Here is a 19360-nt window from a genome sequence, read left to right as displayed (position 1 = left end):
TCTGTTAGTTGTAGTCTTGCAGACATGAGCGTATGGGTGCTGGGCGGACATCAGACGGACTTCGCGCGCAACTGGGCACGGGCCGGGCTCGAGTTCTCCGACCTCGTCGGGGAGGTGGTCGAGGACACGCTGGCCGATTCCGGGGTGGCGGCCGAGGATGTCGAGGTCATTCATGTCGGCAACGCGTTCGGCCAGCTCTTCACCGGGCAGGGCCAGCTCGGCGGCATGCCAGCGACCGTGCACGAGGGCCTGTGGGGCGTTCCCTCGTCCCGGCACGAGGCCGCGTGCGCCTCGGGCGGGATCGCCGTGCTGTCGGCCATGGCCGACCTGGAGGCCGGGCGCTACGACTGCGCGCTGGTCCTGGGCGTCGAGCTGGAGAAGACCGTCCCCGGCGATCTCGCGGCGCAGCACCTCGGAGCGGCCGCCTGGGTCGGTCACGAGGGGCAGGACGCCACGTTCATGTGGCCGTACATGTTCAACGAGCTCATCGGGGAGTACGAGCGGCGCTACGGCATCGACGACCGTCATCTCCAAGCGATCTCCGAGCTCAACATGCGCAACGCCAAGGCCAACCCCAACGCCCAGACCCGGGCGTGGAAGTTCACCGACGCCAGCTTCACCTCCGACGCCGAGGCCAACCCGCCGGTCGAGGGACGCGTGCGGCGGCAGGACTGCAGCCAGATGACCGACGGCGGCGCGGGCGTGGTACTCGTGTCGGACCGCTGGCTCCAACGGAACGGACGCGGCGGCGGCGCCCGCATCGCGGGCTGGGGACACCGGACGGTCGGCCTGCCGCTGCGGCAGAAGGTCGACAAGAGCGCGGGCGAGGCGTACGTCCTCCCGCACGTGAGGCAGGCGGTGCTCGACGCGTTCAAGCGCGCCGGAGTCGAGGGCGTGGACGACCTCGACGGCATCGAGACCCACGACTGCTTCTCCATGTCGGAGTACATGGCGATCGACCACTTCGGCATCACCGGCCCCGGCGAGAGCTGGAAGGCCATCGAGAACGGCGAGCTGGAGATCGGCGGGCGCATCCCCGTCAACCCGAGCGGCGGCCTGATCGGCGGCGGTCACCCCGTCGGCGCGACCGGCGTCCGTATGCTGCTCGACGCGACCCGGCAGGTGACCGGGCGCGCGGGCGGCTACCAGGTCGAGGGGGCGCGCCGGGTCGGCACGCTCAACATCGGCGGCAGCACGACGACCACGGTGAGCCTCGTGGTGGAGGGGAACGACGATGGACGTTGAGGTCGTGGGGCGGGCGCTGTCGACGCTGCCCGAGGATGACGATCACCCCTACCGGACCGGCCCGTGGCGCCCCCAGACCACCGAGTGGCGCGCCGACGACCTGGAGGTCGTGGAAGGCGAGATCCCGGCCGACCTGGACGGGGTCTACCTGCGCAACACCGAGAACCCGGTCCACCCGGCGATCCGCCTCTACCACCCGTTCGACGGCGACGGGATGATCCACGTCGTCGGCTTCCGCGACGGCAAGGCGTTCTACCGCAACCGCTTCGTGCGCACCGACGGGTTCCTCGCCGAGCAGGAAGCGGGGGAGTCGCTGTGGGCGGGCATCGCCGACCGTCCCGCGCTGTCCAAGCGGCAGGACGGCTGGGGCGCGCGGACGCGGATGAAGGACGCCGCCAGCACCGACATCGTCGTGCACAACGGCGCCGCGCTGCCCAGCTTCTGGCAGTGCGGCGACCTCTACAAGCTCGACCCGCTGACCCTCGACACGATCGGCAAGGCGACCTGGGGCGGCGGCTTCCCGTCCGACTGGGGCGTGTCGGCGCACACCAAGACCGACGACCACACCGGCGAGCTGATGTTCTTCAGCTACGCGACCGAGGCGCCCTACCTGCGCTACGGCGTCGTCGACGACAAGGACGCGCTCGCGCACTTCGTCGACGTGCCGCTGCCGGGGCCGCGGCTGCCGCACGACATGGCCTTCACCGAGAACTACGCGATCTTCAACGACTTCCCGCTGTTCTGGGAGCCGGAACTGCTCGCGCAGGGCAAGTACGCCTCGCGCTTCCACCCCGACATGCCGAGCCGCTTCGGCGTGATGCCGCGCCGCGGGGACTCCTCACAGATCCGCTGGTTCGAGGCCGACCCGACGTACGTGCTGCACTTCGCCAACGCCTACGAGGACGGCGACGAGATCGTCATCGACGGGTTCTTCCAGGGCTGCCCGGAGCCGCCCGATCCCAGGGGCGAGGGCGTCTACCAGCGCATGTTCCGATTCCTGGCGCTGGAACGGATGCAGACCCACCTACACCGCTGGCGCCTCAACCTGGCGACCGGCCAGGTGAAGGAGGAGCGCCTCAGCGAGCGCTACACCGAGTTCGGCATGATCAACCCCGGTCACGGCGGCCGCCCCTACCGCTACACCTACGCCGCGACGCAGCGGCCGGGCTGGTTCCTGTTCGACGGGATCGTCCGGCACGACCTGCACACCGGCACCGAGGAGCGGTACGCGCTGGACGAGGGCGTCTACGGCAGCGAGACGGCGATGGCGCCACGCGTCGGTTCCACCGGGGAGGACGACGGCTACCTGATTACACTGACCACGGACATGAACACCGATCGTTCCGAGTGCCTGGTGTTCGACGCGGCGCGGCTCACCGACGGGCCGGTGGCCCGCCTGCGGCTCCCGGAGCGGATCTCCAGCGGCACGCACTCCACCTGGGCCCCGGGCTCGGCGCTGCGGGGCTGGCGGGACGGGGACGCCGCCGAGGCGGCCGGGACGATCGGCCTGTAGAAGCGCATGGGAGTCCCGACATGGACGAGGTGACGCCGACGCGGCTGCGTGCCGGGGGCGAGAACGCCATCGGCATCACCATGGGCCTCATCGGGGACGAGTGGGCGCTGCTGATCCTGCGGTACGCCCACCAGGGCGTGCACCGCTACGCCGACTGGCGCGACCGCCTGGCGATCTCCGACTCGGTGCTGTCGGCGCGGCTCGGCCTGCTGACCCGCATGGGGCTGCTCACCCGCAGGGCCTACCAGACCAGGCCCACCAGGTATGAGTACCGCCTCACCCAGAAGGGCCGGGAGGTCTGGCCGATCCTGGTGGCGATCTGGGCGTGGGAGTTCCGCTGGGTCGCCGACCACACCGAGACGCTGCCCTGGATGCGGCACCGGACGTGCGGCCGCCACATGGAGCCGCAGCTGACCTGCGCCGCCTGCGGTGAACGGGTCGCGCCGCGCGACGTGAGCAGCAGCGTGGGCCCGAGCGGCGGGGACGGCCGTTCGGTCCCGGCCGCCGCGACCCGCCGCCGGTCGGCCTCGGGTGCGGGCGACGGCGCGGGGCTGTTCCCCGAGACCATGGCCCTGGTCGGCAACCGCTGGTCGGTCATGCTGCTCGGCGCCGCGTTCCTCGGCGCCCACCGGTTCGGGGAGTTCCAGCAGATGATGGGCGCGCCGCCGACGATGGTGTCCGACCGGCTGCGCACGTTCGTCTCGCTCGGCGTGCTGTCGGAGGAGCCGAGCGCGGAACGGGCCGACTGGGTGTCCTACCGGCTCACCGACAAGGGACGCGCGTTCTTCCCGGTCATCATGACCGCGATCGCGTGGGGGCAGCGCTGGTTCCACGCGCCCGACGGCCCGGCGCTGCTGTCGGCGCATCGCGGCTGCGGCGCGGCGTTCGAGCCGCGGCTTGTCTGCGACGGCTGCGGTGAGGTGCTGGCCGAGGAGGACGTGCTGGTGGTACCTCCCGAGTAGCAGGTCCAAGATCGACTCTGGGAGCGATGCGGGTCCGGTCGGCGGGGCCGGAGGCTGGAGCACAGCAGCCCCGAACCGAACAGGACCCTTCATGGCACACCCGATGACCCGTGTCACCGCCGCCGCAGTGGCGGCCACCACGGTCGCCGGTCTCACCGCGGCCACCGCCGGAGCGAGCACCGCCGTTCCGACTCAGCGGGGGACGCTGGTGTCGGCGACCCACCTGCGGACGATGTCGGCCGAGCAGGCCCGCACCTGGCTGAAGAGCGACCATTTCGACGCCTCGCAGGTCAAGTACGGGGTGGACACCTACCGGCTGGTCTACCGCACGATCGACGCCCGCCACCGGCCCACCACCGCCAGCGGCCTGCTGGTCCTGCCGCGCAACCAGGCCAAGACCCTGCGCACGGTCTCGTACACGCACGGCACGATGAGCTACAAGCCGGACGCGCCCTCGGTGGCCAAGGACGTCTGGGGCTCCGGCCCGGCCGTCACCTACGGCGCGGCGGGCTTCGCCGCCGTCTCGCCCGACTACCTGGGGCTCGGGCTCGGCCCCGGCGTCCACCCATGGAAGAACGTCCCGTCCGAGACGACCGCCTCCATGGACATGCTGCGGGCCGCACGGCAGGCCGCCGCGCGCCACGGACGCACGCTCGACCGCCGGGTGCTGGTCACCGGCTTCTCGCAGGGCGCGTCGTCCGCGCTCGGGCTCGCACGCGCGCTGCAGGCCGGCAACGACCCGTGGTTCCGGCTGCGCGCGGTCGCCCCGATCAGCGGCGGGTACGACTTCAAGGGCGCCGAACTGCCGGCGCTTCTCGGCGGCAAGGTGCCCTCGAAGATCGGCGTCGCCTACACGACGTACCTGCTGACCTCCTGGAACCGCATCCACGGCCTCTACTCCTCGCCCCAGGTGGTCTTCAAGAAGCCGTACGCGGGCCGCGTGAACAAGCTCTTCGACGGCACCACCCGAGGCGACGTCATGCTGAAGAGCCTGCCCGACCGCCTCGACCAGCTGCTGACCCCGCGCGGCATGGCCATGCTCCGCAAGCCGACGGGCCGGTTCGAGCGCGCGCTGATCGAGGACCGCGACGCGCCCACCGCCTGGACCCCGCACGTCCCGATTCGCCTCTACAAGATCAGCAATGACGAGCAGGCGGTCACGCTCAACACGACCCACTACGCGACCTGGCTCCGTCGGCGGGGCGTGAAGGCACCGGTGATCGACGTCGGCGGCCGGACCTACGGGGGCTCCCGGCACCTGGGCTCGAACCTGTCGGGCACCGCCCAGATCGTCCGGTGGTTCGAGACCCTGCGCTAGCCGAAGTGGCCGCGCTAGTCGAAATGAATGGCCTCCAGCCGGTCGGCGGTGGTCCGGTCCAGCACCGTGACGCCGTCGGCCGGCGGCAGCTCGCCGGTCCGGGCCTGCTCCATGATCGGGCCCCAGCGGCGGCAGTGCCGGGCGAACGCGGTGTCGGTCACCACCCGGCCGCGCGCGACCTGCCCCGCCCGCGCCGTCTCGGGGTCGACATCGATGAGGATCAGGTGCATCTCGCCGCCGCGCCGCCGCGCGAGCCAGGCGAAGCCGTGCAGGATGTGCGGCCAGGTGCCGCGGGTGTGGGCGAGGACCGCGTGCCCGCGGATCACCGCGCGGGCGATGCGCCACACGTGCGTCGCGTGGACGAGAGGGGTGCGTACGCGGGTCGGCAGCGGGCGCAGGAACCGCGCCCACCAGTTGCGGGACTGGCGCGAGTCGATGACGCGCACCGGGCCGCGTTCCACCGGCGCGCTCTCGTCGCCCCGCAGCCCGTACAGCCGGTCCATCAGCGTGCTCTTGCCCGCGCCGGGCAGCCCGGCCACCAGCACCAGCGCCCCCGCCGGATAGGTGAGGCCGGCGCCGGTCTCGCGGGTTTCCACATCGCTACGTTTTCGGATCGGTGCTCTCCTGTCTGGTTTCCCCCGAGGTCGATGGTGGTTTCACAAACGAACACACCCGGGCAGTTGTTCCAGTTTCCTGCCGCCGCGCAAGGCTGCGGCCAGCGCGCAGAGCGCCAGGCCGCCCGCCGTCCACGCGAGCACGGTGAATCCGCCCAGCGACAGCAGGGGCGTGGAGATCAGCCCCGCCATCGCAGCGATGGACCATATCGCGGCATCGACCGCACCTTCGAGTTGCGCCCGCCCGGTCTCGGGGAGATCGCGGGCCAGCAGGCTGCTCCCGCCGACGAAGCAGAGGTTCCAGCCGTACCCGAGCACGAACAGCCCGAACGGCGTGAGGACCGGGGCGATCGCGGCCGCGGCGGCGAGTGTCAGCAGGCCAGCGAACATCACCGGCCGCGGTCCCGCCCGGTCGACCAGCCTGCCCGTGACCGGCGACAACGCGAACATCCCGACCGTGTGACCGGCGAGCATCACGCCGACCGCGCCGAGCCCCTCGCCGTGCATGTGCATGTCCAGGGGCGTCGCCGTCATGACCGTGACCATCACCACCTGGGCCGTCGCCATGACCGTGAGCGCCGACCGCGCCACCGGCGTCCGCAGCAGTGAGGACAGCGGAACGCCGGCGACCTGATGCGATCCCCGTGGCGCGCCGAACGCGGCGACGGCCGCGACCGCGCAGGTGACCAGCGCCAGCACGAACGGGCCGGCGAACGTGACCAGTCCCACGCCCCCGGCGAACGAGCCCGCCGGGTCCAGCAGCAGCGGGCCGCCGATCGCGCCGATGGCCGAGCACCAGACCAGCACGCCGATCGCGAACCCCCGCCGCCTTACTGGGTAAAGGTCGGCGGCCGCGTAGCGGGAGAGCTGCGCCCCCGCGTTCCCCAGGCCGAGCAGCACCATCCCCAGGCACAGCAGCCCGACCCGGCCGCCGACCGTCGCGCTGACCGCGAGGCCCGCGCCCACCATCGCCGCCGCGTACCCGAGCACGAACGACACGCGCCGGTTGGCCATGCGGCTCAGCGCCAGCGCCCCGACACCCGTGCCGATGATGCCCGCCGCGTTGGGCACCGCACCCCACGCCGTTCCGAGGCGGTCCGCCGCCACCAGGGTGCTCGTCGCGCTGCTTGCCGCCATCGCCGCGTTCATGAACGCCGCGCTCGCACACAATCCCGTCATCGCTCGCATGCGTTCAACGCTAGAAAGGTCAGCCCGCGCGATGAATGGGCGATGACTGGTCTTCGGCGCCTCTCGCTTCTAGTTTGAAAGGTGTTGTCCGCGAAGGGGGTTGCACATGGACAGACCACTGGATCAGACCGACTGGCGCATCATCGACGAGCTTCAGCGCGACGGGCGCCTCTCGTTCAACAAGCTCGCCGCCCGGATCAACCTCTCCGCCCCGGCCGTCGCCGAACGCGTGCGGCGCCTGGAGGAGCAGGGCGTGATCGCCGGATATCAGGCGCGGATCGACCCCGCCAGGGTCGGCCAGCCGCTGACCGCGTTCGTGCACATGCGCTGTCACCACGGCCGCTGCCTGCTGAAGACCACGACGGCCGAGGACCTTCCGGAGGTCGCCGAGATCCACAAGCTCAGCGGTAACGGCTGCTCGATGCTCAAGGTCCGCGTGGCCTCGATGGAGCACCTGGAGGGCCTGTTCGAACGGCTCGGTGAGCACGGTGAGATGGACACCCACGTCGTCCTGTCCACGCCGTACGAGAACCGTGCCGTCGGGCCCGCCGCGTTCGAGTCCCGCTCGGTTACATCATCGGCCGGCTGGACGCGCTGAGCGCCGGGAACTCGGCCGCCACGGTGAAGCCGGCGCCGACCGGGCCCGAGAGCAGGCGGCCGCCGGTCGCGTGGACGCGCTCGCGCAGTCCGGGCAGCCCGCGTCCGGACGACGGCGCGTGCACGGCAGGGGCCTCACCGCTGCGGCCGCCGTCGTCGGTCACCTGGACGCGGAGCCCGCCGGCCCAGGTGAGCGTCACCCGGACCGAGGCGCCGGGCCCGGCGTGCCTGATCACGTTCGTCAGGGCCTCCTGAACGACCCGGTAGGCCGCCCCTCCCGCGCCCGGAACCAGCGGAACGGGGTTGCCGGTGGCCCGGATCGTCACGCTGACCCCGGTGCCGGCGACGGACTCCAGCAGGTCGGGAAGCTCCTCGATCCCAGGCAGGTCGCGTTCGCCGGGCATGTCCAGGCCCTCCAGCACGTGATGCAGCTCGGTCATCGCCCGTACGGCGCTCCGCTCGATGCTCGCCAGCGCCCGGTCCCGCGTCGCGACGTGCCCGGCGGGGGACCGCCGCGCGCCCGCGGCCCGCAGCGCGATCACGGTGATCGCGTGCCCGAGCGTGTCGTGCAGATCCTGGGCGATCCGCGCGCGCTCGTCGAAGATTGTTCCGGTCATGCCGCCAGCCTCCGCCGCGCTGCTGGAACGGGCGCTGGAGGGGTGGCTGGACGGCCGCTGGACGCGCGGCATAAGCCGGTGACGGAGCGCCGTCCCCAGAGCTATGTTGGTGACCGATTGCTCAACGCGGCGGGAGACGGGGATGAGCGATCCGGGCGATCCGGTGCTCCGGTTCGAGGTCCTGGGGTCTTTGCGTGCCTGGCGTGGCGGTGCGGAGCTGCCGCTCGGACCGCTCCAACAGCGCACCGTCCTCGCCGTCCTGCTGCTGAACGCGGGCAGGCGCCTGCGGCGGGAGCGCCTCATCGAGGCGGTGTGGGGCGAGGAGCCGCCGGCCTACGCGGTCAACCTCCTGCAAAAGCACGTGTCCGGCCTGCGCAGGGTGCTGGAGCCGGACCGGTCGCCGCGTACACCGTCCAGCCTCCTGTCGTGGACCGACACCGGCTACCTGCTGACCGTTCCGCCGGAACGGCTGGACCTGGCCGCGTTCGACGAGCTGGTGGAGACCGCCCGCGCGACGCGTGCGGAGGGTGACCAGGAGGGCGCCGCCGGGGCGTTCCACCGCGCGCTGGAGCTGTGGCGCGGACCGCTGTGCGACGGCCTCGCCGGACCGCTGCTGGACGCCGAACGCGACCGGCTGGGGGAGCGGCGCCTCGACGTGATCGAGCAGTGCGCCGACCTGGACCTGCGGCTCGGCCGTCACCGCGAGCTGGTCGGGCAGCTCCGCGAGCTGATCGGCCGGTATCCCTTCCGCGAGCGGCTGCGCGGCCTGCTGATGCTCGCGCTGTACGGCGCCGGACGGCAGGGCGAGGCGCTGGAGGCGTTCCACGAGGCGCGCCGCTACCTGCTGGACGAGCTCGGCATCGAGCCCGGCCCGCAGCTGAGGGCGGTGCACGAACGGATCCTGAACGCCGACCCGGGCCTGGCCGCCGAGGCGGCCGAACGGTCCCCGCGCGGCTCGCCCGCCCCGGCCCGTCCCGGCGTGCGGGGGCTGCCCGTTCCCGCGCAGTTGCCCTACGGGATGTCGCACTTCGCGGGACGCGAGACCCAGATCGAACGGCTCAACGAGGTGTGCCTGCGAGACGGCGCCGCGGCCGGGGGAGCGGTCGTCATCACCGCCATCGGCGGCACCGCCGGAGTCGGCAAGACCGCCCTCGCGGTGCACTGGGCGCATCAGGTCCGCGACCGCTTCCCCGACGGGCAGCTGTACGTCAACCTGCGCGGCTTCGACCCGGGCGCCGCGGCGATGGAGCCGGCCGAGGCGATCCGCGGTTTCCTGGACGCCTTCGACGTCGAGCCGCAACGAATCCCGATCAGCCTGGAGGGGCAGGCCGCGCTCTACCGGAGCCTGCTCGCCGACCAGCGCGTCCTGGTGATCCTGGACAACGCCGAGAACGCCGAGCAGGTGCGCCCGCTGCTTCCCGGCTCGCCCGGATCGGTCGTCGTGGTGACCAGCCGCGACCAGATGCCGGGCCTGGTCGCCGCCGAAGGCGCCGTACCGCTGACCGTCGACCTGCTGTCGTTCGCCGAGGCCCGCGGGCTGCTCGCCCGGCGGCTGGGCGAGGCACGGATCGCCGCCGAACTGGCGGCCGTCGAGAAGATCGTCGCCCGGTGCGCGCGGTTGCCGCTGGCCCTGGCCATCGTCGCGGCGCGTGCCGCCGCGCATCCGGAGTTCGCGCTCGAACAGCTGGCGGGGGAACTGGAGGACGGCGACGCGCGGCTGGACGCGTTCGAGATCGCCGACCCGAGCACCGACATCCGGTCGGTCTTCTCCTGGTCGCTGCACCGCGTGAGCCCCGCCGCCCAGCGGCTGTTCCGGCAGCTCGGGCTGCACGCCGGGCCCGACATCACCGCGCCGACCGCCGCCAGTCTCGCCGGGGTGTCGCCGATCCGCGCCCGCGCCGCGCTGGCCGAGCTGGCCCGCGCGCACCTGGCGATCGAGCACGTGCCGGGCCGCTTCACCTTCCACGATCTGCTGCGCGCCTACGCCGCCGAGCTCGCCATGGACCGCGACGGCGCCGACGAGCGCCGGGACGCGATCGGCCGCGTTCTCGACCACTACCTGCAGACCGCGTTCGCCGGTGACCGCCTCATCAACCCGCACCGCGACCCGCCCAAGATCGCGCCGCCCGACCGTGGCGTCACCCCGGTGGACCTGCGCAGCGCCGAGCAGGCGATGTCGTGGTTCACCGCCGAGCACGCGGCGTTGCTGGCCGCGGTCGAGCAGGCGCTGGCGACCGGGGCGGACTCCTCCTGCTGGCATCTGGCCTGGGCCGTCTCGACCTACCTCGACCGGCAGGGGCACTGGAACGACCTGTCGACCGTTCACCGGTCCGGGCTCCTCGCGGCCGAACGCATCGGAGACCTCGCCGGTCAGGCGCTGTCTCATCGCGGCATCGCCCGCGGGTTCGCCCGGCTGAACCAGAACGACGTCGCCGACCGGCACCTGCGGGCCGCGCTCGCGCTGTTCGAGGAGCTGGGCGACCGGGTGGGGCAGGCGTACGCGCACCGGACGCTCGCCGCGATGCTCGACCAGCGCGACCGCGACCTGGAGGCGCTCGGCCACGCCGAGCGCGCGCTCGAGCTCTACCGAGCGGAGGGGCACAAGGCCGGGCTCGCCGACGCCCTCAACGCCGTCGGCTGGTTTCACGCGCGGGTGGGCGACTACGAACAGGCCCTCCCGTGCTGCCAGGAGGCGCTGGCGCTTCATGAGGAGCTCGGGGATGAGGGCGGCTGTGCCCAGACCTGGGACAGCCTCGGCTACATCCACCACAACCTGGGCGCCCACGACGAGGCGCGCCATTGCTACCGGCAGGCGGTCACGCTCTTCGCCCGCCTCGGCGACCGCTACAACGAGGCGGCGAGCCTGACCCGCCTCGGCGACGCCCACGACGCGGCGGGCGAACGTTCCGACGCCGAACGTGCCTGGCGGCGCGCGCTGGACATCTTCACCGAGATCGGCCACGCCGAGGCCAGGCATCCGCGCGCCCGGCTGCAGGCCCGCGCGGGCTAGCCGCCGGGCCGGGTTAGGCGCGGGCCGGCCGTCGTACCCCGAGGGAGAGCCATCGGTCGCCGACGCCGGCCATCACGCGGCGCTCGCGGCATTCGGTGAGGAACCGCCGGACCTGGCTCGCGGTGGCGCCCTGTCCCGTTCCCGCCTCGACCGCGACGTGTTCGGCCGTGACGCGATCGCACCGTTCGTAGACGGCCGCCTGCCATCCGCTGAGCAGGAGGGAGCCCGCCGCGCCGGGTCGCGTGTCCAGCAGCACCAGGTCACCGTCGGGACGATGCAGGAGGGTCAGTTCGCCGCGCGGCACACCCGACGCCCATTGCCAGGCGCGTTCGATGGCCGGGGCGGCGTACTCGGCCGGGACGCGGCCGTCGGCGTAGTCGAAATCGAAGTAGAAGGCGATCCGGCGGAGCGTCTCGTCCGGGAACGGATACAGGTGCGCGTAAGCCGGCTTGGGGCGCACGTCGGTCAGGCCGAACCCGGCAGGGTCGCCGTGGTACGGGCTGAAGCGGTCGAGGCGGATGGCGGCGATGTCGCCGGGCGGCTGCAGGAAGTCGATCGCGTCGATGAGGTCCACGGTCGCGGCGTAGTCCTCGGCCGTCTCCCCGGGGAAGCCGTAGAGCAGGTTCCACTCCGGCCGTACGCCGAACTCCGCGCACCACTTGAGCATCTGGACGTTCTGCAGCGCCGTGGTGCCCTTGCGCATGAGGGCCAGCACGTGGTCGCTGAGGCTCTCCAGCCCCGGCTGCACGCAGCGGACGCCCGCCTTCGCCAGCAGACCCACCTGCTCGGCCGTGAGGTTCGCCTTGACCTCATAGAACAGGTCCATCGGCGCACCGGCCTCCGCCAGCGCGGGCAGTACGCCGGTGAAGTACCGCATGTCCATGATGTTGTCGACGACCGCCGCCTGCCGGACGCCGTACCGCCCCGCCATCTCCGTGATCTCGGCCAGGACGCGTTCGGTGGACTTGCTGCGGAACGCCATCGTCTGCCCGTTCAGCCCGCAGAACGTGCAGTGGTGGCGTGCGCCCCACCAGCAACCGCGCGCCGTCTCCAGCAGCAGGACCGGTGCGATGCCGTCGGAGACCTTGCTCGCCGACAGGTCCGCGAAGAAGTCGTCGTAGGCGGGCACCGGCAGCGCGTCCAGGTCGGCGATCGGCCGGGCGGGCGGCGTCCGCACGGTCCGCCCGCCCGCGCGGATCAGCAGGCCGGGGACGTCCGACGGGTCCGCTCCGTCCCGGAGCCGCCGGACGTACTCCGGGAAGGACCGATCCGCCTCGCCCTGGCAGACCGCGTCCACGAACGGGAACCGCGCGTGCAGTTCCTCGCCCATCTCGCCCTCCCAGTTCGCGCCGCCGAACGCGACGACGACCTGCGGATGCCGCTCCTTCACCCGCCGGGCGAGCGCCAGCGAGGCGATGTTCTGCTCGAACGTGGAGGTGAACCCGACGACGTCGTAGCCCGCCCAGTCGATCATCTCCAGGCAGTCCTCGAGGAACGGCTCGCAGTGCGCGCGCACGCGGCGCAGCCGGGCGAGGATCTGCCCGGCCCGCCGCCCCGCGCCGCTCAGCACCTCGGCGGCGTACGCGGTGTCCCCGCCGGGCGCGCCGTCGCCGTACAGCGCCCGGGTGAAGATCCAGTCGCCCGCGAACGCGGTGGTGGGCATCTCCGCGCTCACCCACCGGTAGTCGTCCAGGCCGGTGCGGTCGGCGAACGCGAATCCCAGATGCCGGACGTCGCAATGCACGCCGTCGCGCCGCAGGGCGGCCTGCAGCAGGCTCAACCCGATCGCGGGCCGGTCCAGGGCGTGCCACGGCATGCTGATCAGCAGGACGCGCAGCGGAGCGGACATCCCGGCGTCAGTCCAGGTCCGCGTCGATGATCAGCTTGATGAGCAGGTCGCGCTCCATCCGCGTCATGCCCTGGGACGTCGGCCAGGCGTTCGGCGGCTGGGCGGCGCCGGTGCCCGAGAACATCGTCACCGGTTGCGCCGGTTGCGCCGGCTGCGGTGAGGCCGGCGACGGCGTGGACGGCCTTTCTGCCTGGGGCGGCTGCTCCGGCATCGGGCGGGGCCCGCCGACTCTGATCGAGTAGAACGGGCTGTAGTGGTCGCCGTAGCCGTTCACCTTGGCGACCAGGGCCGCCTTGTAGGCGTCGACCAGGCCGCTGCCCGTCGCGAGATCCTCGCCGACCTCGGCCGGGTGCCCCATGCCGGGGCGGCCGAGGGTGGCGTCGCCGCCGCGTCCCTCGGTGACGTCGCGCGCGGTGCGCCGCAGGATGTCGCGCAGTTCCGCGGGCGTCAGCGAGGGGTTGGCCTCCAGGACCAGGGCGCACACACCGGCGATCTGTGCGGCGGCGGCCGACGTACCGCTGAGCGCGGCCCAGCCGTCGCCGCCCTTGGTCCCGTCTCCCGCCAGGGAGCAGTAGCGGTCGAGTTCGGACCCGGACGGCACCGGCAGCATGATGTAGGCGGCCGTCGGCTGCATGCCGACCAGCCCGCACACGTCGGGCACGTTCCGGCCCGGGTAGACCTTGCTCTCGAAGCCGCTGCTGAAGTCGGAGGCCCGCAGCCGCCGGTCGGGCTCCATGTAGGCGCCGCCGGCCGCGATGACGTCGGGATGCTGCGCCGGGAAGCCGAAGACGCCGTTCCCCGCCGCGCACACGACGGTGATCCCGTGCTTGACCGCGTACGCGACGGCGGCGGCGAGCGCCTTGTCCGGCGCGCTGAGCGGCTCGGCCGCCAGGTCCCCGCCCCAGCTGAGGCTGATGACGTCGGGCGACAGCGACACGGCGTGGTTGAACGCGGCGACGCTGTTGGACGCGTGCATCTTGACCATGGTCAATTCGACGCCCGGCGCCACGGCGAGCAGGTTCGCCGCCTGCGCGGTGCCGTGACCGCATTCGTCCTTGTCCGGCGCGGTCGCTCCGGGACCGGCCTCCACCGGCCGGATGTTGTAACCACGCGCAGCGAAATACGGGTGGTCCTCGAACCCGGTGTCGACCATGACGACGCGGACGCCCTGACCGGTGAGGCCGATCCGGTGGGCGCGCGCGGCACCGCATCCGCCGGAGACGTCACCGGGAACGTTGAGGTGCCAGTAGTCGGTCTTGGGCGCAATGGACTCCTGACTGACAAACCTGGGCTCGTCCACCGCAATGCCTTCGATGAGGCCCGCGTAACGAGTTCCCGTGGTGTCGATCAGGCCCGACTGATCGGTCCTTTTGCAGTCGATGAACGTGGCCTTGTCGGGCCGGGACCTATCTCGCGATACCGGCCTTTCCTTCGCCTTCAGCTTGCAATTGAACTCCCTGGCAAAGAGCTTCGGCGACCCGGCGAAAGAAATGGTCGTCGGCCACACGTGCAGGATGTCGAAACCCGCCTCCTCCAGCGCGGCGGCGGCGTCGCGCATGACGTCGTGCGGCGCGGCGGCCGCCAGGGCGGTCTCGGCCGTGAGGTCGTCCATCTCGAACAGCGAACGCCCGCCGATCGACGTCGGCGAGGCGTGCGCGAATATCTTCTTCGGGAGTTTTGGTTCCGTCCCCGGATCGGCATAGATCGGCTGTGGTCGGTGCCGCATGATCTGATCCTTTTCAGGCAGGGGGTTGATACAGAGACCGTGACGGCAGCCCTCTCGGCAGTCAACCGGATCGGATGGCCGCAGGCGGTCTTCCCGGGAATGCTCTCCCGGCGACCCAGGGACATCCCTAGGTCGTTTACCGGGGACCGATCGCGGCTTTCTCCTCTAACTTCGGCGGTGGCGGCCAGGAAAGGGGAGACATGGCGGCGAACAAGCTCAGCGCGAGGTTTCAGGAAACGCTCGCGGCGGCCGGCGACGACGACCAGGTCGTCGCGCTGGTCCGGACGCGCTCTCCCCAGCCGGGCCGCGAGACGCTGGAGCGGCTGCGGCCGATGGTGAGCGGCGAGCAGCTGGCCACCCGCCGTTCGGAGCTGCTGGGCCTGATCACCGAGCGGTACGGCCGGGGCGACCAGTTCCGGGCGAACCTGCGCAACGACACCGCGGAGGCGCACGCGCCCGTGCTGGAGGCCGCGCCGGGGGCGCACAGCCTCTGGCTCGCCGACGCGATCGTGGTCACGGGCACGCGCAGCGAGCTGCAGTCCCTGGCCCGGCACGAACGGGTGGCGCGCGTCGAGGCCAATCCCGTCCTGCGGATTCCTCGTTTCCTGCGAACGCCCCTGGAGGACAGCCCCGAGGCGGTGGACGGCAGTACGTGGGGCCTGGCGTGCATCGGCGCGCCCGAGACCTGGGGAGGTCTCGGGCGGGGCGAGGGGGTGCTGGTCGGCCACCTCGACACCGGGGTGGACGCGAGCCATCCCGCCCTCGCGGGGAAGGTGGCGGCCTTCCAGGAGTTCGACGCGCACGGCCTGCCGGTACCGTCCGCGCCGCACGACACCGTCGACCACGGGACGCACACCGCCGGCACGATCGTCGGCCGCACCCTGCGCGGCATCAACATCGGGGTGGCGCCGGACGCCCGGCTGGTGTCGGCGCTCGTGCTGCCGGGGGGTGAGGGCACGTTCGCGCAGGTCGTCGCGGGCATGCAGTGGGCGATCGGGCAGGGCGTGCACGTCATCAACATGTCGCTGGGCGGCTCGGGCTACGAACCGCTGTGGAACCTTCCGGTGCTGAACACGGTGCAGAGCGGTGTGGTGCTGGTGGCCTCCATCGGGAACGCGGGGCACGGCACGAGCGGCGGCCCGGGCAACGACGGCCTGGCCATCGGCGTCGGCGCCTCCCACCGGCTGGACGCGGTCGCCGGGTTCAGCGGCGGGCAGACGATGGACTCGGTGCCGTGGTTCGGCGCCCGGGTCACCTACAACAAGCCCGACCTCGTCGCCCCCGGGGTGCAGGTCGTGTCGTGCGTTCCGGGCGGCGGGCTCGCGGCGTTCAACGGCACGTCGGTCGCGGCGTCGCACGTCACCGGCGCGGTCGCGCTGCTCCAGTCGGCCGAGCCGGGCCTGCGCGGCGACGCCTGGGCCACCCGCGCGATCCTGCTCGGCACCGTCGAGGACTTCGGCGAGGCGGGCAAGGACCAGCGGTTCGGCTTCGGGCGGGTGGACGCCCGCTCGTCGGCCGCCCAGGCGATCGCCTTCTGCTAGCCGTGCGAGCAACGATGCGAGCTGTGATGCGAGCTTTGATGCGAGTCCTCGTGCTAGCCGCCGGCCATCCGTACCGCCAGTTCGGTACGGGAGCGGACCCGCAGCTTCGGATAGATGTTGCCCAGGTGGTACTCCACGGTCTTGACGCTGATCACCATCTCGCGGGCGATCTGGCGGTTGGTGAGGCCGCGGGCGGCACGCCCGGCCACGGCCGACTCCTGGGCGGTGAGCCCCACGGAGCTCTCGCCCGCCGAACGTCCGCCGCCCGGACGGCCGCAGGCCGCCAACTCGCGCGCACACCGTGCGAGGTAGGGGCGCGCGCCGAGTGCCTCGAACCCTACGTGGGCGGGTTCGAGGTGCGCGGCCGCGGCGCCGCGCCGCCCCGCGCGCCGCAGGAACGCGCCGAAGCCGAGCCTGGTCAGCGCCGTGAGGAACGGGGCGCGCAGGCCGTCGAGGACATCGAGGGAGTTCTCGAACGCGGCGACGGCCTGCCTGGTCTCGCGGCGGGCCGCGTGCAGGCCGCCGCGCACCCGGGCGGCGGCGGCCATCTCCAGCGGGCGTCCGACGGCGTTCGCCCGCAGCCGGTCCAGCACCGTCTCGGCCTCGTCCAGGCGCCCGAGCGTGATCAGCGCGTCCACGACGAGATCGGACGGCAGCGTGGGGGAGACCCGCAGAACCTGGTCGTCGTCACCGCGGGCGGCGGCCAGGTGAGCGGCGGCCGTCGCCACCGCCGCCGAGACGAGAGGGACGGTCTCGGCGGCGGGACGGTCGCGGGCGGCCCGCAGCCTCGCCTCCGCGGCGTCCCATTCGCCGCGTGCGGCCAGCAGCGGCACCTGACCCGCCTCGCACAGCGGAACGAGCAGGGCCTGCCCGCCGCCCGCGGCGAGTGCGCCACCGGCGTTCCCTTCGCTGAGCGCCTCGTCCCAGTCGCCGGACAGCCACCGTTGCTCGGCGCGCTGGAGATGGGCGATGACGCGGCGGCGGACACCGTCGAGGTCGTCCGGGTCGGCGAGCGAGGCGGCGGACCACGTTCGATGCTGGAGGTGCCGCACGAACCTCAGGTGGCCATTGATCCGCGCGTGCGGGATCCCATCGGAGTCGGAGGCACGCTGCAACTCGGTGAGCAGCGTCGCCGCCGAGTGGATGCGCCCGGCGTTCAGTTCCAGCAGCGCCTGAACGTAGTCACGCCAGGGCGATGGGGCGAGTTCGTGCAGGCGCCTGGCCAGGGCGTGCTGGTCGGCCTCGCCGACAGAGATCAGGCACTCGGAGGCCTCCAGGTCCAGCCGTTCGCGAGCGGCGGCGTCGGGTGCGAGGCCGGCCGCGGCGCCCAGGTAGCGGGCGGCCTCCGGCCAGTGCCCGGTGGTCGCGTGCCGGTGTCCGAGCGCGCCCAGCTCGGTGGCCAGGTCCGCGTCCGGTCCGACCGTGCTGCGCGCCCGGTGCCACAGCCGCGCGGCCCGGTCCGGAACGGCGGCCGCCGCGCGTTCGTGCAGGGCGGCGCGCCGGACCGGACCGAGATGCTCCTGGTAGACGGCCTCGCGGGTCAGCGGGCTCCGGAAGCGGATGTGCCCGGTGCCGATCTCCTCGGCGAGCAGTCCCGACCCGATCGCCTCCTCGAGCGCGGTCAGCGGCTCGGCGACCTCCGCGACGGCGGCGGCCAGATGCAGCGGACAGCGTTCGTCCAGCACCGCGGTCGCGCCGATGAGGCCCTGCGCCGCCGGGGTGCAGGCGTCGAGGGCGGCGAGCACCGGTGCCGCGACCGATCGGGGCACGGGCAGGGGAACGTCGAGTTCGTCCACGGACTCGGGGGAGACCTCGGCCAGCAGCGCGCGAAGGTGACGCGGGTTGCCCTCGGTGTGCTGCCTCAGACGCCGGGCGGCACGCCGGGACGGTCGGTGCCCGGTCAGCTCCGCGCACAGGTCGCGTACGGCGTCCTCGTCGAGTCCGGTCAGCGCGATCCGCAGCGTGCCGTCGGCGCCGAGGATCCGGTGGACGGCGCCGGGGAGGCCGGGGTCGCCAGGATCGCGAACGATCATGACGATGAGCAGCGAGGCGGTCCGGACGCGGCGCGGCAGCGAGCAGATCGCCTGCAGAGACGGGTGGTCCGCCCATTGCGCGTCGTCGACGACCACGACGACCGGGCCGTCTTGGCTGCGTTCGATCGCCTCGTACAACGTGTCCGGCTCGGCCGACCCGATCAGCTGGTGCGTGAGACCGAAGGCGAGTCCGGTGTCCTCTTCGGCGCCGCAGGCCCGCAGCACGGTCGCGTTCACGGCCGTCGCGGCGAACCGTTCGGCCATCGCGGTCTTGCCGATGCCGGGCGGCCCGCTGAGGACCGCGATCCGGCACCGGCCGGGCCCGGCGTCCTGAAACGCCTGCCGGAGCGCGGCGAGCTGACGGCCGCGGTTGACGAAGACGCTCATGGCTTCTCCGCGGGAGGCAGGAAGTACCTGGCCGCACGGAGCACGGCCCGGTTGCGGTCGTTCACCTCTCTCAGGGCCGCGAGCGCGTCCGGCTGTCCCTTGCGGGCCAGCCGGCCGAGCGCCCCGACCAGGTCGAGCGCCAGACCCTCGTCGGTCTCGACCGCCAGCATCCCCGCCAGCGCCTCGACCACCGTGCGCAGGTCGTCAGGGCCGAGATCCGCCGAGCTCGCCAGATCGCCCAAAGCGGTGATCGCGCCGCCGCGCAGCGCCGGGTCGGGCGATTCCGTCGCGTTCAGCAGCGGGCCGATGGCGGCCGGACTGCCGAACTGGCCCAGGCACTGCGCCGCCGCGCTCCGGACCGTCGTGTCCTCGGACTCGGCCGTGAGCCGGTCCTCGACGTCGGCGTACACCCGCGCGGGGACCGGCCCCAGATGGTCGAAGGCGCCGAGCGCGGCCAGCACCAGAGCGCGCGTCGACGGCGCCGGCTCGCCGCGCAGCAGCGTGAGCAGGTCGTCGACCGCCTTTCGATCGCGCATCAGCGCGACGGCCTGCAGCACGATCTGCAGCCGCTGATCGCCCCAGCAGCCCTCAGCGGTCTGCCAGCGCTGAACGAGGGCACGGGCGTCGGGGCGGAACCGCGCCGCCGCGTGCGCCAGCGAGACAGGACCTCGCCTGCCCCCGAGGGGAACGGCCGAATCGGGCACGCGCCCGTCTTCGACGATGGAGACGACGGGACCGGGGATGCCATCGGTGCTCATGA

General features: G+C 72.7%; 14 protein-coding genes. 7 read left to right on the top strand and 7 right to left on the bottom strand.

Annotated features, from left to right (window positions below; all coding sequences use genetic code 11):
* Nucleotides 1-24: 24 nt before the first annotated feature.
* The 4 genes from J4573_RS23730 to J4573_RS23715 all read left to right on the top strand — a co-directional run bounded on the left by J4573_RS23730 (nt 25) and on the right by J4573_RS23715 (nt 5038).
* Complete coding sequence (locus tag J4573_RS23730) at nt 25-1245, top strand: acetyl-CoA acetyltransferase (protein WP_208257998.1); 1221 nt, start codon at nt 25-27, stop codon at nt 1243-1245.
* A complete protein-coding gene (locus tag J4573_RS23725; protein ID WP_208257997.1) occupies nt 1235-2758 on the top strand; it encodes a carotenoid oxygenase family protein in 1524 nt (507 codons plus the stop codon). Before J4573_RS23730 ends, J4573_RS23725 begins: the two co-directional genes overlap by 11 nt.
* A 20-nt stretch (nt 2759-2778) precedes the next feature.
* Entirely contained in the window at nt 2779-3720 is a 942-nt protein-coding gene (locus J4573_RS23720) for a winged helix-turn-helix transcriptional regulator (RefSeq protein WP_208257996.1), read from the top strand.
* 91 nt (nt 3721-3811) lie between these two features.
* The gene (locus tag J4573_RS23715) at nt 3812-5038 is read left to right on the top strand and encodes an alpha/beta hydrolase (RefSeq protein ID WP_208257995.1); all 1227 of its coding nucleotides are present in this window, start codon (nt 3812-3814) and stop codon (nt 5036-5038) included.
* Nucleotides 5039-5052: 14 nt separating this feature from the next.
* Here the strand turns inward: J4573_RS23715 and J4573_RS23710 are convergent, their stop codons facing one another.
* Together J4573_RS23710 and J4573_RS23705 are read right to left on the bottom strand one after the other, a co-directional pair.
* A complete protein-coding gene (locus J4573_RS23710; RefSeq protein ID WP_307796819.1) occupies nt 5053-5634 on the bottom strand; it encodes an AAA family ATPase in 582 nt (193 codons plus the stop codon).
* A gap of 60 nt (nt 5635-5694) precedes the next feature.
* On the bottom strand, nt 5695-6840 hold the full coding sequence (locus J4573_RS23705; protein ID WP_208257994.1) for an MFS transporter: 1146 nt from the start codon (nt 6838-6840) through the stop codon (nt 5695-5697).
* A gap of 106 nt (nt 6841-6946) precedes the next feature.
* Here J4573_RS23705 and J4573_RS23700 point away from each other — a divergent pair, with 106 nt between their 5' ends.
* Complete coding sequence (locus J4573_RS23700) at nt 6947-7438, top strand: Lrp/AsnC family transcriptional regulator (RefSeq protein WP_208257993.1); 492 nt, start codon at nt 6947-6949, stop codon at nt 7436-7438.
* On the opposite strand, the gene J4573_RS23695 is transcribed toward J4573_RS23700, so the two are convergent.
* Entirely contained in the window at nt 7410-8054 is a 645-nt protein-coding gene (locus tag J4573_RS23695) for a sensor histidine kinase (protein WP_208257992.1), read from the bottom strand. The genes J4573_RS23700 and J4573_RS23695 overlap by 29 nt on opposite strands.
* 142 nt (nt 8055-8196) lie before the next feature.
* Between J4573_RS23695 and J4573_RS23690 the strand changes: the two genes are divergently transcribed.
* On the top strand, nt 8197-11064 hold the full coding sequence (locus J4573_RS23690; RefSeq protein ID WP_208257991.1) for an AfsR/SARP family transcriptional regulator: 2868 nt from the start codon (nt 8197-8199) through the stop codon (nt 11062-11064).
* Between the two features lie 13 nt (nt 11065-11077).
* Here the strand turns inward: J4573_RS23690 and J4573_RS23685 are convergent, their stop codons facing one another.
* Together J4573_RS23685 and J4573_RS23680 are read right to left on the bottom strand one after the other, a co-directional pair.
* Nucleotides 11078-12913: a RiPP maturation radical SAM C-methyltransferase gene (locus tag J4573_RS23685; RefSeq protein ID WP_208257990.1), complete on the bottom strand. Its 1836-nt coding sequence runs from the start codon at nt 12911-12913 to the stop codon at nt 11078-11080.
* 7 nt (nt 12914-12920) lie between these two features.
* On the bottom strand, nt 12921-14639 hold the full coding sequence (locus tag J4573_RS23680) for a S8 family serine peptidase (protein ID WP_208257989.1): 1719 nt from the start codon (nt 14637-14639) through the stop codon (nt 12921-12923).
* A gap of 200 nt (nt 14640-14839) precedes the next feature.
* Here J4573_RS23680 and J4573_RS23675 point away from each other — a divergent pair, with 200 nt between their 5' ends.
* On the top strand, nt 14840-16180 hold the full coding sequence (locus J4573_RS23675; RefSeq protein ID WP_208257988.1) for a S8 family serine peptidase: 1341 nt from the start codon (nt 14840-14842) through the stop codon (nt 16178-16180).
* Between the two features lie 53 nt (nt 16181-16233).
* Here J4573_RS23675 and J4573_RS23670 read toward each other — a convergent pair whose 3' ends face one another.
* Together J4573_RS23670 and J4573_RS23665 are read right to left on the bottom strand one after the other, a co-directional pair.
* Nucleotides 16234-18600: a helix-turn-helix transcriptional regulator gene (locus J4573_RS23670; protein ID WP_208257987.1), complete on the bottom strand. Its 2367-nt coding sequence runs from the start codon at nt 18598-18600 to the stop codon at nt 16234-16236.
* Nucleotides 18597-19358 carry a HEAT repeat domain-containing protein gene (locus J4573_RS23665; protein WP_208257986.1) on the bottom strand — a complete coding sequence of 254 codons (762 nt, stop codon included), beginning with the start codon at nt 19356-19358 and terminating at the stop codon, nt 18597-18599. Before J4573_RS23665 ends, J4573_RS23670 begins: the two co-directional genes overlap by 4 nt.
* Between the last annotated feature and the right edge of the window lie 2 nt (nt 19359-19360).

This window comes from Actinomadura barringtoniae, assembly GCF_017573505.1.
In the GTDB taxonomy this organism is placed as follows: Bacteria; Actinomycetota; Actinomycetes; order Streptosporangiales; family Streptosporangiaceae; genus Spirillospora; species Spirillospora barringtoniae.
Note: the sequence above shows the minus strand (reverse complement) of the source record. Positions and strands in the feature narration are given on the sequence as shown.